The 13,532-nt window shown below is 65.8% G+C and carries 12 protein-coding genes; 4 read left to right on the forward strand and 8 right to left on the reverse strand.

Features of this window, described 5'->3' with window-relative positions:
* Window positions 1-18: 18 nt before the first annotated feature.
* The 8 genes from ACIPY8_RS14465 to ACIPY8_RS14500 form a co-directional block, all read right to left on the reverse strand.
* A complete protein-coding gene (locus ACIPY8_RS14465; RefSeq protein ID WP_400819475.1) occupies window positions 19-558 on the reverse strand; it encodes a hypothetical protein in 540 nt (179 codons plus the stop codon).
* Window positions 559-2,195: 1,637 nt separating this feature from the next.
* Window positions 2,196-3,536: an MFS transporter gene (locus tag ACIPY8_RS14470; RefSeq protein WP_400819477.1), complete on the reverse strand. Its 1,341-nt coding sequence runs from the start codon at window positions 3,534-3,536 to the stop codon at window positions 2,196-2,198.
* Window positions 3,533-4,666: a mandelate racemase/muconate lactonizing enzyme family protein gene (locus ACIPY8_RS14475; protein ID WP_400819480.1), complete on the reverse strand. Its 1,134-nt coding sequence runs from the start codon at window positions 4,664-4,666 to the stop codon at window positions 3,533-3,535. The genes ACIPY8_RS14470 and ACIPY8_RS14475 overlap by 4 nt, the downstream gene beginning before the upstream one ends.
* Before the next feature lie 43 nt (window positions 4,667-4,709).
* Entirely contained in the window at window positions 4,710-5,786 is a 1,077-nt protein-coding gene (locus ACIPY8_RS14480; RefSeq protein WP_400819482.1) for a sugar kinase, read from the reverse strand.
* Window positions 5,783-6,427 carry a bifunctional 4-hydroxy-2-oxoglutarate aldolase/2-dehydro-3-deoxy-phosphogluconate aldolase gene (gene eda / locus ACIPY8_RS14485; protein WP_400819485.1) on the reverse strand — a complete coding sequence of 215 codons (645 nt, stop codon included), beginning with the start codon at window positions 6,425-6,427 and terminating at the stop codon, window positions 5,783-5,785. The genes ACIPY8_RS14480 and eda overlap by 4 nt, the downstream gene beginning before the upstream one ends.
* A gap of 26 nt (window positions 6,428-6,453) precedes the next feature.
* Entirely contained in the window at window positions 6,454-7,236 is a 783-nt protein-coding gene (locus ACIPY8_RS14490; protein WP_400819487.1) for an SDR family oxidoreductase, read from the reverse strand.
* 12 nt (window positions 7,237-7,248) lie between these two features.
* On the reverse strand, window positions 7,249-8,592 hold the full coding sequence (locus ACIPY8_RS14495) for an MFS transporter (RefSeq protein WP_400819489.1): 1,344 nt from the start codon (window positions 8,590-8,592) through the stop codon (window positions 7,249-7,251).
* A gap of 60 nt (window positions 8,593-8,652) precedes the next feature.
* A complete protein-coding gene (locus tag ACIPY8_RS14500; RefSeq protein ID WP_400819492.1) occupies window positions 8,653-9,684 on the reverse strand; it encodes a zinc-binding dehydrogenase in 1,032 nt (343 codons plus the stop codon).
* Window positions 9,685-9,776: 92 nt separating this feature from the next.
* Between ACIPY8_RS14500 and ACIPY8_RS14505 the strand changes: the two genes are divergently transcribed.
* The 4 genes from ACIPY8_RS14505 (at window position 9,777) to ACIPY8_RS14520 (ending at window position 13,522) form a co-directional block, all read left to right on the forward strand.
* Entirely contained in the window at window positions 9,777-10,436 is a 660-nt protein-coding gene (locus tag ACIPY8_RS14505) for a GntR family transcriptional regulator (RefSeq protein WP_400819494.1), read from the forward strand.
* 233 nt (window positions 10,437-10,669) lie between these two features.
* Entirely contained in the window at window positions 10,670-11,683 is a 1,014-nt protein-coding gene (dctP, locus tag ACIPY8_RS14510; RefSeq protein WP_400819496.1) for a TRAP transporter substrate-binding protein DctP, read from the forward strand.
* 22 nt (window positions 11,684-11,705) lie between these two features.
* Window positions 11,706-12,218 (forward strand): TRAP transporter small permease, encoded by a 513-nt coding sequence (locus ACIPY8_RS14515; RefSeq protein WP_400819498.1) that lies wholly within the window; start codon window positions 11,706-11,708, stop codon window positions 12,216-12,218.
* Window positions 12,215-13,522, forward strand: a complete 1,308-nt coding sequence (locus tag ACIPY8_RS14520) for a TRAP transporter large permease (RefSeq protein WP_400819500.1) — start codon at window positions 12,215-12,217, stop codon at window positions 13,520-13,522. The genes ACIPY8_RS14515 and ACIPY8_RS14520 overlap by 4 nt, the downstream gene beginning before the upstream one ends.
* The last annotated feature ends 10 nt before the right edge of the window (window positions 13,523-13,532 follow it).

The following is a 13,532-nucleotide window of genomic DNA, read 5'->3' on the forward strand; positions in this document are numbered from 1 at the left end:
CCCCATCAGCCGCGGACGTCAAGACTCCTCGCGACTCGGCCTCGCGGCTGCATTCCGCTCATGCCAGAGCTTGAACGCTGGCTCATTGAACATCGTTGGGTGGCTGACCCACTTCGCGACGACAACTGGAACGATGGCCTTGATGTGGGCGGCGTTGATGGCTCGGTCTTCTTCCGGCCCGGTACTAGTCGCATGGTCAATCGTCGCCGTAACCCAGGACATCAGTTGAGCTGCGTTTGGCTCTCCGAGCTCGGTTGCGATTGCCAGCGGAGTTTCAGTCCAGTGCGGCATGTTGTGGTTTTTCCCCGAGCGTACGTCGGGGTGACGGGACTCGTAGTAGGCGATAACAGCATCACCGTATCGACGCCGTTCGGCGCGCAGTGCCAGCTCAGTGTTTTGCCCGGCGATCCGATTGGAAGCGCGCGCAGTGAGAACCGCAGCCAACCCCAGGAACATCGTGGCAAGAATGCCCAGAATGGGAATTAGGTAGTCCCTCCACACATCCGGTTGCGCAATCTGCTCGAGCCAGTACGAGATCTCGTCAAGGTCCTGAGTCATGACCGCACTCTAGCGATCCCGGATCAGGAGGTTCACTATAACGGCCCGCCGCCTTCCCACACGCCCAGAAACATCAGCCTCGAGCGGTGAGCCTTCGCCTAGTTGTCTGTCTTGCCTCACTGGAGGTGCGGTCGCTCGCCTCTGCTGACGATGAGCATTAGTCCATCGGCCGACCAACAACCCCGTCGTGCAAGTTGGGTGGGCAAGGATCTCTGACGCACCCGGCGCGCCGGAAGTCTGCTGAAAATGATGTTGATCTGGTCTTTATTGAAAGCGTTTGTCTGGAGTAGCTGTGGAATGCGCGATTTACTGCGTTGCAATGACAGGCGAAAACTTCAGTCCGGAAAGTAGGGCCAGCGCACGTCATTCGTCCGGACTAGCTTTGGAAGTGACACGAACCTCAGGATCGTGCGCCCTGCCAACACCGACGTTTGCCGACTCCTCTGACTGCTGACAGGACTGCAGAGCCGTCGATGCGTTCCGAACTTGCAGTTGGTTGCACTCCTCACAGGCCGCGGCGCGTCACCCACCTATATCGCAGTCAGAGTCGTCAACGACGTGGCGGAGCCTCTGACGAGGCGATGACGTCGCGCCCGGCGGCGCTCTACTCGAGGAACCCAAAGAAGAGCTCAGTCCGCGCGGACGATGTCATTTCGCCCGCCGCTAGCGGGGATCCCAGGTTGTGGAGATGCACTGCGGTTTGACGGCTTCCGCGTGCGCGAGTCACCGCCGACAGGAGCTTGGCGCAGGACTCACACGGCGAAAGGCGCCCCGGGGCTGTAAGCGGCCGCTCGGAGTTTCCTCAGCGTTTGCTCCGTGATGGTTCGCTCCTGTCGCGCGGCGATTGAGGCCACCGTCGTGCGTCCAATGCCGGTCACGCTGGCAACTCCTCGGAGGGAAAGCCCCTGATCTTGAAGTCGACGAACGATTGATCGCGCCTCGTCGAGATCCTCCACGAGCACACGAGGTTGGACACCTCTTGCTCGAGCGAGGGCGAGAACATGAGACCGCCGAGCCTGCGCGCAGGAGGTGCTGAGCTCGTTTCGTGGACATGCGTCACCGTCCGTGCATCCGAGAAGGTAACCCCGGTTCGTGCCGTGGTCGAACCGTCTACCCAGCCCCTCCCGGCGTCGTCGGCCGTAGTTGCGGTAGTACTCTCTGCGAGCGTCCGTGCATGTTGGTTGCCCCGCCGCCGCACGCGGGCACGAGATGGCGTTGCGGCATCCCCGCCGATACCCCCAGACCGTTCCATGTTTCGCGCGTTCCATTGCAGCAACGCTGACCAGGAGGCCCTCGAGTGCGCAGGGATCACGCGGCAACAGCAGATTCATGGCAAGCCTATGGAGCTGTCGGTCACCGGCACGAGCGATGGTCGCCTCGACGCAGCTGAGGGTGGGAGTGCTCGAATCGAAAGGGCACGATGCCCGTGTACGGCAACCGCGGTCGTATCCCGCTGGTGTGCCGTGGAGCTGGTTGTCCTCAAGGTGGTGCACTGGCGTCGTTCCCTCCGTTCGACCCTCGCGCGCTTCGTCTGCCGAAGTCCGCTGCGAACCGGACTATTCGCGGCTTTCCCATCACCGCGAGTCATGCTCCGCTCCCCACCCCGCGGAGCACGACTCGCGCTTCTCTTCCCCTCCCTAGCCGATTGCGTCGCGGATACGGCGACGGGAGAGCAAGGCGATGAACCCGATGCCGCCGATGACGACGAGCGTCGCGATGACGCCGAAGGCGAGCAGGTACGACCCACTCGTCTCGTACAACCACCCCGTCAGGTACGGGCCGACGAAACCACTGAGGTTGCCGACCGAGTTGATGAGGCCGATTCCCGTCGCTGCCGCAACGCCGGTGAGCAGCCGCGCGGGGATGCTCCAGAAGACGACCTGCGCCGAGTAGATGCCGGACGCGAGGACAATGAACCCGACGACGATAGCGATGGGGTTGTCGAGGAGGAGTGCCGAGACGATGGCGAGCCCGGAGAGGATCGCTGCTCCTCCTCCGTGGAACCGTCTCTCCATGGTGCGGTCGGAGCGTCGCCCCCAGAGGATCATCGCGGCGGCCGCGAACGCGTAGGGGATCGCGACGATGAAGCCGTTGGTGAGGACGTTGGTCTCGACGCCGAACGAGGTCTTGAAGGTCTCCACCACGCTGGGGAAGAAGAAGTTCAGCGCGTTCGAGCCCGCGGTCATACAGAACAGGATCCCGGCGAGCGCCCACACCATCGGCATCCGGATCACGGCCTTCACCTGCGACCACTTGCTGGGCTCGTCGATTCCGGTGACCTTTCGCGCGGCCTCCTGGTCACGTGCCATTTCGGTGATCAACCATTCCTGTTGCGCAGCGCTCAGCCACTTCGCCTTCTCAGGCCGATCCGTCAGGTAGAAGATCGTCACAACACCGAGGATCAACGCGGGCATCGCTTCGACGAGGTACATGACGCGCCAGCCGTCGAAGCCCATCGAGTCGCCCAGTATGATGAGTCCACCGGACAGGGGCGCTCCGATGACCTGCGCAATGGGGATGCCGAGGAAGAAGATGCTCGTCATCCGTGCGCGGTATCGCACGGGGTACCAGAGCGACAGGTAGAAAATGACTCCGGGGTAGAACCCGGCTTCCGCGGCTCCGAGGAGGAATCGGAGGATGTAGAAGTGCTCGACGGTCTGGATGAAGGCGAGCAGTCCCGCGATGATGCCCCAGGTGATCATGATGCGGGCAATCCAGATGCGGGCGCCGAATCGGTAGAGCGCGACGTTACTGGGCACCTCGAAGATGAAGTAAGCGATGAAGAAGATGCCCGCGCCGAGACCGTAGGCCGCGGGCCCGATCCCGAGGTCCTCTTCCATGCCGGCGGCGGCGAAGCCGACGTTCGTGCGGTCGAGGAAGTTGATCAGGTAGGCGGCGATGAGGAAGGGCATGATTCGCCGCGTGACGCGACGGATCGTGCTCTTCTCGATGTCCGTCCCGAGGTCGGCATGGCTCACTTGCTGCCTCCCGAGAAGCTCGCCCGTACCTTCGCGCGGTCGAGGACGTGCTTCGCGAGCTCGGACTCGTCGAAGACCAGCCCGTGACCGGGTCGGCTCGGCGGCGTGGCGATCCCGTTGCGGACCTCGATGGGCTCGGCCAGCAGACCCATGCTCGTCAGGCTGCCACCGACGACATCCTCGAGGAGGAACGCGTTGTCGACGCCGCACAGCAGTTGCAGCGACAGTTCCATCATGAAGTGCGGTGCGACGAGCTTGCCGAATCCGTTGGCGAGGTGCGCGATCTTCCACCACTCGGTGATGCCGCCGACGAAGGCGACGTCGGCCTGGACGTAGTCGACGGCGTTCGCCGACAGGTACGGCACGAACTGCTGGCGGCTGTGCAGGCTCTCGCCGATGGCGAGAGGAGTGTCCAGTCGCTGTCGCAGTGAGACGTGGCCGGCGACGTCATGCGCGGACAGCGGCTCCTCGATCCACCCGAGGCCCATCGCGTCGATTCGCGCAGCGTTCCTCCGGGCCTCCGCCGACGTCCATTTCTGGTTGAGGTCGACCAGGAGCTTGCGGGGCGCGAGGTGACGGTAGGCGGCGCACACCCGCTCCTCGTCCAGTTCCAGGTCGTCGTGACCGATCTTGATCTTCACTGCGCCGTAGCCGCGGGCGACGTAGTCCTCGATCCGAGCCTCCAGGGCGTCGACGGTGTCATCGGCGGCGAGGTTGATCTCGCTGACGTAGGTGGAGATGCTGTCACGGCTGCCACCAAGGAGTCGGTAGAGCGGGAGTCCGTGGATCTTGCCGATGAGGTCCCAGACGGCGATGTCCACGGCGGCGACGCACATGGAGTTCATGCCGAGGCCGAGCCGCCGGGACTGCCGGTTGAGCGTCTTCCAGATGCGCTCGAAGTCCAGCGGGTCCTGCCCCAGCACGAGCGCGGCGAGATAGTCCTCGATGAGGACCTTCATCGCGGACCCGCCGATATCGACGGAGTAGCTGAGGCCGGTGCCGGTGAGCCCGGTGTCCGTGGTGAGGGTGACGATGACGAACTCCAGCGAGTCGACGCGGTTGGTGGCGTCTTCCCACGGCGAGCTCGGCGGAAGACGGTAGGCCTCGACGGCGACGTCGGTGATCTTCATGGGGTTCCTTCTTCGGTGGTTCTGGATCAGCGTGGGCTGTTGGTCAGCGTGTGGTTGCGGCGGAGGCGCCGTCGGCGAGGGCGAGGACTTCGGCGAGGGATGCTGCGGAGGAGTCACCCGGGGTTGTCATGACGAGGGCGCCGTGCGCTGCCCCGATCTCGACTGCTCGGCCGAGCGTGTGTCCGTCGAGAAGTGAGCCGATCAGCCCGCTCGCGAACCCATCGCCGCCGCCGACGCGGTCGAAGATCTCGAGTTCGTCATACTCGGCGGACGAGACGACTCCGTCGCGTGGCGAGAAGGCGAGCCCCTGCCAGCTGTTGCGCGACGCCGAATGCACGGTGCGCACGGTGGTGGCGACGACCTCCACGCCGGGGTACTCCTCGACGATGGCAGCGGCCAGCTCGGCGAACCGCTCCCTGGGATCCGTTGCACTGGGCACGGGGACCCCGAGGCGGTCGACGAAGTCGGTCTCCCCGCCGATCACGACCGTGCTCGACGTCGCGAGCCGACGGTAGACGGCCCTCGCCTTCGCTGCATCCGGCCAGAGACTCGGTCGATAGTTGAAGTCGATGGAGACGACTGCGCCACTTCGCTGCGCGGCATCCATCACTGCGCAGGCCGTGTCCGCCGCCGAGTCGGACAGGCCGGCGAAAACGCCTCCGGTGTGCAACCACCGCACCCCCTCCTGCTCGAACAGCCGCGTGAGGTCGAAGTCATCGGCCGCCAGTTGGGATGCCGCGCTATGTCCGCGGTCGGAGACACCTCGCGCACCACGCATGCCGAACCCGCGCTCGGTGAAGTTGAGAGCATTCCGCGCGCGACGTCCAATCCCGTCGAACGAGACGTGGTGGATGTGGTCCGTGCCCACACCGGCCGACCGGACACGCGAGAGCAGCAGATCCCCGAGGTCGTTGTCGACGATGCCGGAGAGGAGAGAGGTGTCCAGGTCGAATACGGTCGAGAGCCCTCGGATGACGTTGTACTCACCGCCGCCTTCCCACACCGTGAACGTGTTCGCCGTGCGGATGCGTCCTTCCCCGGGGTCCAGGCGCAGCATGACCTCGCCGAGCGCCACTGCGTCATAGCGTCGCGATCCGCGAGCAGCGATCTCGAGGCTCATGAAGCATCCGTCCGGAGCGCGTCAACGGCCGCGCGGAGCGTGCGCGTCATCCGCGGGACGTCCCCCTCGGCCACCGTCGCACCGGGCAGCATCCAACTGCCGCTCACCGCGAGCACCGCGGGGTGAGCGAGGTACGACGGCGCGGACTGTGCAGTGATCCCGCCGCTGGGCATGAACCTCATGCCGGCGAAGGGGGCGGCGAGCGCTCCGATCGTTGCCAACCCGCCGGACTGCTCGGCTGGGAAGAACTTCACGGCCTGGAGGCCCAGCCGGTACGCGAGCTGCACCTCCGAAGCCGTGGCGACGCCCGGCAGAACGGCGACGCCGAGCTCCCCCGCTCGGGCGACGACCTCCGGATCGATGCCAGGGCTGACGATGAAGCCCGCTCCCGCGTCGACTACTCGCTCGACATCCGATGCGGACAGGACCGTTCCTGCCCCGACGAGGAGGTCACCGCGCTTCGCGAGGATGCGGATTCCCTCGAGGCCGGCTTCGGATCGAAGGGTCACCTCGACGCACTTCAGCCCGGATGCCTCAAGCGCCTCCCCCAGCGGCGCGGCGGAATCGACAGTCGGCAGCGTGGCGAGCGGCACGAGTCGAGACCTCGCGACGATGTCGAGCGCATCAGCGGTGTGATCCATGAACGATCCTTCCGAGTGTCCGAGAGTCAGCGCGGGGTGACCGCGACGGCACCGGAGTACTTCGTGTCGCGAAGGTAGATGCCGTTGAGCACGCCGCTGATGACCAGTTCGTTGACACACACGTGGAAGGGCATGTCGCTGACGTTCTGAATCATCCGGGCGATGTCGTCGGCGTCGATGAGTGCGGCGATCTCCTCGTCCGACGGCGGGACGGGACGGGTCTTGAGGATCTCGGTGTTCACCTCGCCGGGGACGACGAGGGTCGCCCGGATGCCGTTGCGACCCTCCTGGTCGTTCAGGCTCTCGACGAGCGCCGCCAGTCCCAACTTGCTCGCGGTGTAGGTGACACCGGCGACGGACATGTACCGCCACCCCGCCCAGGATCCGACGACGAAGATACGGCCGCCGCCGTTCTCGCGCATGGCCGGCAGCGTGGTCGCGACGGCGTCGACCGCGGAGGTCAGGTTGACGTCCATGATGCCGCGGAACGCGGACGCATCGAGCGTCTCCCACCAGCGCTGCGCTCCGAGGTTGGTGCCCGCGGCGAGGACGAGAGTTCCCACCGGGCCGAGGTCGGACTGGATCTCCGTGTGGGTGGCGGCCAGCGCCTCGGAGTCGGTGGCGTCGAGCTGATACGCCCGGATGTCGTGACCGGCCGCGAGCGCGACGGTCTCGTGGAGCGCGTCGGCGCGTCGACCGGAGATGGCGACCCGGCGCCCGGCGGCGGCCAGCCGGAGCGCGGTCGCCCGGCCGATGCCGGAGCCTCCGCCGATGACCCAGACGGTGTTCTCGATTGCAGGGGCGTTCATGGGGGGTGGCACTCATTTCTGGTTCGGGGCGGTGAGGATGACGTCGGTCTCGGCGACCGGCTTCGGGGCGAGGAGGAGGGCGACGATGGTGATGACGGCGCACAGGATCATGTAGGGGACGACGAGTGTCGGCTCACCGCCCGCGGCGGCGACGAGCGCTGCCGCGATGAACGGCGTGGTTCCGCCGATGAGCATGGCGTTGATCTCCCGGGCCGCGGCAACGCCGGAGAACCGGTACCTGGTCGGGAACAGCTCTGCGAGGAATGCGGACTGCGCACCGCACATCGCGGCGAAGCCGATGCCGTACGCGCACACCAGCGCCAGTCCGACGAGCACCGGCACGCCGGTGTCGAGCAGCAGGAAGAGCGGGAGCGCGAACAGCGCCATGAAGACGGCGCCCCCGATGTACACGGGACGACGTCCGATGCGGTCGGCGAGCATTCCGAACAGCGGGATGGTGAGGGTGGCGACGACTGCTGCGGCCACGAGTCCGACCGTGGCGACGGTGCGGGGAAGCTCGAGCGTGTTCGTGATGTAGCTCAGCGAGAAGGTGTTGACGACGTATCCCGTGTTGACCAGTGCCGCGCCGCAGAAGATGCCGACGAGGAGGGCGCGAGGACGCTCGCGGAGCACCTGCATGATCGGCAGCTTCTGCGCCTTGCCCTTCTCTGCGGACTCCTTCCTCGCCTCGGTGAACTCGGGAGTCTCCTCGACACGACGGCGGATGAAGAACGCGACCAGGAAGATGACGATGCTCGCGATGAACGGGATGCGCCATGCCCAGCCGAGCAGGATCTCCTCGGGCAGCGAACTCAGCAGCGCGAAGGTGCCGGTGCTGAGAACGAGAGCGAAGGCGACTGCGGCCTGGCTGAACGAGGTGTAGAACGCTCGGCGATGCAGAGGGGTGTACTCGGCGACAGCGGTGACGGCGGCGGCGAACTCTGCTCCGGCGCCGAGGCCCTGCAGCATGCGCACGAGGACGAGCAGAACGGGCGCGAAGATCCCCACGCTTTCGTACGTGGGAAGCAGACCGATCGCGACCGTCGCTCCTCCCATCAGCACGATGGTCATGATCAGGATCGGCTTGCGGCCATACCGGTCACCGAAGTGGCCGGCGAGGATGCCGCCGAGCGGGCGCACGAAGAAGCCGACCGCGAACACCGCGAAGGAGCTGAGCACTCCGATGACGGGGTCGGACGAGGCGAAGAAGAGCGGGGCGAAGACGAGCGCGGAGGCCGCGCCGTAGAGGCCGAAGTCGTACCACTCCATGACGGTGCCGATGGCGCTGGCCGTCGTGACGCGAGCTGCGGCCCGCCGGTCGTAGTCGGTGCGGGGCACCGTGGTCTTGGATGTCATGTCTGTTCCTGGATCCTCGTTGATCGGGCTGCGTGGGTCGGGTGCAGCGAATGGGTGCGGTTAGGGCCGGGTGTCGCCGATGGCGACGAGCACTTTGGTGGACTGGGACGAGTCGGACGCCATGGCGAGCGCGTCGGCAGCAGCTTCGAGCGGATACTCGTGGGTGATTGCGGCGTCGAGTCGCGGAGATCGCGCCAGGAGTTCCAGGGCCTCGGTCATCTCGATGTCGAAGCGCTGACACCCGAAGAGCGTGACCTCTTTCATGAGCAGCTGCGAGACGGGGATGGGCTGGTCACCCGCGGGGAGGATTCCGAGCTGGATGATACCGCCTCCGGGTCGGACGGTACGGATCGCGCCGACGAACGAGGGAAGGACCCCGGCGGCTTCGACGACAAGGTCGAACTCGTCTTCGGGGAGCGAGGAGCTCCCGAGGTGGAGCACCTCATCCGCCCCGCATGCCCGGGCCACCTCGAGCGCTCGCTCCTGGACATCGGCGGCAACGATCCGTCGAGCCCCCCGAGCTCGGAGCGCAGCGATGACGAGGCAGCCGATGGGGCCGGCGCCGCTGACCAGCACGTTCGCACCGTCCACGAGATCGCCTGCGCGATCCACGCCGTGGATGGCGATGGCCAAGGGTTCGGCGAGCGCAGCACGGCGGAGGGGCAGCCCGTCCGGGAGAGCACGGAGCTGCTCCGGTCGCACGCTCAGGGTCTCGGTGAGCGCCCCCTGCGTGTGAGGTGTCGTGGACGCGCTGCCGAGGTAGCTACCACCACGGAACAGGTTCAGTCCCCGTTCGTCCTCGGTGTCGTGGCGAGGGGTGGGCCGCGCGGGGTGGATCGCCACCGGCGCCCCCGGCATCACGCCCTCGACGTCGGTGCCGACGTCACGGACGATCCCCACCGCTTCGTGGCCGAGGGTCAGCGGCTCCGTGATCGTGAAGACACCGTTCCTGCCACTGGAGTGATAGTGGACGTCGGAGCCGCACAGCCCGACGTACCGGACGTCGACGAGGACTTCGTCAGGGGCGAGGGAGGGAGTCGAGCTCTCGCGGATCTCGAGAACCCCGGGCGCGACGGTGACTGCGGACTTCATTGCTGCTCCTTGCGATTCGGCGAGGTCGGGAACGAAAGTAGGATTTGAGATTTTTGGCCGATTGATGACTCGATCAGATAGGATTCGACACCATGGCGGACATTAGTGACGGCGCACCGAAGTCGAGGCTGACGGTTGCCGAGATTCATGCGGCTTTGAAGGAACAGATCATGTTCGCGGCGATTGAGCCTGGGGCGCGCATCAAGATCGACGCCATCGCGCGCGATCTCGGAGTCTCTCCGACTCCTGTACGCGAGGCGCTCCAGCGACTGGAGAGTGACAACCTCGTCGACTCGAGCCCGGGGCGCGGTTACAGCACGACGCCGCTGCTGGACGCCGGCGGCCTTCGGGATCTCTACGAGTTCCGCCTCCTGCTCGAGCCATGGGCGGCGCGATCCGCGGCAGTGGCACGATTGGCGAACCCGGCGCGCCACCTGCGAAGCCTCATCGACGACCTCAAGGTGGCACTCGAAGGCAATGGGGATCGCCGGCGAGAGCTGCTCGCGCACGACACCGCGTTCCACAACGCCATCATCGAGGCCGCGAACAACGGCGTCATGACCCAGGCGTACGAGCACACTCACTGCCATCTGCACATCTACCGACTGCAGCCGGACGACGTCCACGTGGATGTGACGCTGGAAGAGCACGCGGCCCTCGCTACGGCGATCGAGGTCAGCGATCCGACGGCGGCCGAGGCAGCGATGCGTGCGCACCTCGAGAACTCGTTCACGCGCTACTCGCGGGGCTGACTCAGCACGACGCGACGTCACTGCGGCTGCGTGCCGCCGTGACGCGCTTCGCTGTGCCTTCATCAGATTCCCATCTCCCTTGATCGGCATCTCCTGCCTGAAATGGAGAATACGCTTCGTCCAGATCAAATGTCAAAAGTCACTTTTCAATAGGATCTTGACGAATCACACATGCCTCGCCTAACGTGAGGGCAGCGCGCTGTTGCGCGCCGACCCGCACTCAAAGGAGAGTCATGAGTTCTCACAGCATCCGCGCACTCGCCGTCCTCGGTACAGCCGCAGCGCTCACCCTGACCGGATGTGCCGCCTCCGGAGGTGGCACGTCGTCCAACGACGAGACCGTCGTCCTGAAGGTCGCCTTCAACCAACCGGAGTCTCATCCCGAAGCGCAGGCAATCCTCGAGCTCGGCGAGAAGTTGTCCGAGGCAACCGACGGTCGCTACGAGATCGATCTGTACACCGACGAGCTCCTGGGTGCGCAGGCCGAGACCATCGAGTTGGTGCAGTCCGGCAGCATCGCGATGACGCTCGTCGGCGCATCGCTCCTCGAGAACTTCAACCCCGACTTCGGCGTGATCAGCCTCCCGTACCTGTACGAGTCCAAAGAGCACCAGATGGCGGCGCTCAACGACCCCGAGATCTCCGGCGACCTCTTCACGTCCATCGCGGACCAGAGCCTCCAGGTACTCGTCGCCTATCACGGCGGCGTGCGCAACGTGTACACGAAGGATCGCCCCGTGGAGACGCCCGAGGATCTCGCCGGCCTGAAGATCCGCGTCTCCGGCGCCGAGAGTCACGTCCGCATGATGGAACTCATGGGCGGCGTCGGCACTCCGATGGCTCAGGGCGAGGTCTACACCGCCATCCAGTCAGGTGTGCTCGACGGCGCCGAAAACGCCGAACTCGTCTACGCCGGCCTCGGTCACGCCGAGGTCGCCCCGTACTACTCCTACACGGAGCACCTCATGATCCCCGACGTGCTCGTCATCAACCCGCGCATCCTCGACGACATGAGCGACGCCGACCGCGAGACGTTCCTCGGCCTCGTGGGACAGTCGGTCGAGACGGAGGTCTCGCTGTTCGACGACTCCGTGACCGAAGCGCGCGAGACCGCTGAAGCAGCAGGTGCGACCTTCGTCACCCCCGACCTCGATGAGTTCCGCGACGCCGTTCGGCCACTGATCGACGAGATCGTCACGACCGACAGCGCTCGCGCTCTGTACGACAGCATCGACGCGGCGCGCTGATCCCTGAGGGGTCTTCTTCACCATGAACGTGTTCAAACGCAGCCTGGACCTCGTCCTCCGACCACTCGTGCTGGCTCTCTTCGTCCTCCTCATCGTGCTGGTCGTCTGGCAGGTCTTCACCCGCCTCGTGCTCGACAACCCCAGCGCCTGGACAGAGGAAGCCGCACGCTACGTGTTCATCTGGCTGAGCCTCATCGGCATCGCCATCGCCACCGGCGAGAAGGCCGACGTCGCCATCACCTTCCTGGTGGAGAAGACCCCTCTCCTCGCCCAGCGATTCCTCGAGTCGCTGGCCTACGTGTCGACCATGATCTTCGTCGGGGTCGTCATGGTCGTCGGCGGATCCGCCCTCGTCCACCTCACCTGGTCGCAGCGCAACCCGATCCTCCCGGTCAACGCGGGTGTGCTCTACCTCGCGCTGCCGGTGTCCGGGGTGCTCCTCCTGATGTATCTCGCGTATCACCTGCTTCGTGCCTGGCGCCGCGACTACGCCGGCGTCGCCCCGCAGGACCCGGCCGAGGAGGTCGAGCTGTGACCGACGTCGCATGGTACGGGGTCATCCTCGTCGCCGGACTCGCCGTGCTCCTGGCACTCGGCGCTCCCGTCAGCATCAGCATCGGCCTCCCGTCGCTGATCTGCATGGGCCTGATCCTCGGGTTCGACAACGGTGCGCTCGCCTCCGCTCAGCGCATGTTCGGCGGAATGAACTCCTTCCCGCTGCTGGCCGTGCCGTTCTTCCTGCTCGCAGGAGGGATCATGAACACGGGCGGGATCGCGAGACGCTTGATCGACCTGTCGCTCGCACTCGTCGGGCGGGTTCCGGCACCGCTCGCGCAGACCAACGTCGTCGCCAACATGCTGTTCGGCGCCGTCAGCGGATCGGCCGTCGCCGCCGCCGCGGCCGTCGGCGCGACCATGACCCCGCGCCAGGTCGCGAGCGGGTACGACCGCTCCTTCGCCGCCGCGACGAACGTCGCCTCCGCGCCGAGCGGGATGCTCATCCCGCCGAGCAACATCCTCATCATCTACGCGCTCGCCAGCGGCGGGACCTCCATCGGGGCACTGTTCCTCGCGGGTTACATCCCGGGGATCCTGTGGGGAGTCGCATGCATGGTCGTCGTCGCCTGGTACGCGAGGAAGCACCCCGAGCTCCGCTCGCAGGTCCGCTTCAGCGTGAAGGTCCTTGCGGTCGCGTTCTGGCGGGCGATCCCCTCGCTTCTGCTCATCGTCGTCGTCATCGGCGGCATCATCGGGGGCTTCTTCACCCCCACCGAAGGATCGGTGGTCGCAGTCGTCGCCTCGCTCGCACTGGCTCTCGCGTACCGCGAACTCAAGGTCCGGGACCTCCCCGCAACGCTGTACACCGCGGCCCGGACCAGCTCGGTCGTCATCTTCCTCATCGCCGTCTCGTCGATCATGAGCTGGGTGATGAGCTATGCGAAGATCCCGCAGCTGCTCGCCGACACCCTGTTCGGTTTCACCGACAGCAAGATCGTCGTGCTGCTCATCATGATGCTGGTGCTCCTCGTCATCGGAATCCCTCTGGATCCGATCCCCGCAGTCCTGATCTTCACGCCGATCTTCCTGCCGGTCGCCCTCGAGTTCGGCATCGACCCGATCCACTTCGGCATCATGATGGTGTTCAACCTCTCCATCGCCGTCATCTCACCGCCGTCCGCACCAGTGCTGTTCGTGGGGGCGCAGGTGGCCGGTGCACGGTTGGAGAGCGTGACGCGTCACCTGATGCCGTTCTTCCTCGTCCTGATCGTGATGCTTCTCGTGATCACGTTCGTGCCGGAGATCTCTCTCTTCCTCCCGCATCTCGCGGGACTCGTCTGACCCCGTGACC

Source organism: Microbacterium sp. NPDC089696, assembly GCF_044749125.1.
Taxonomy (GTDB): domain Bacteria; phylum Actinomycetota; class Actinomycetes; order Actinomycetales; family Microbacteriaceae; genus Microbacterium.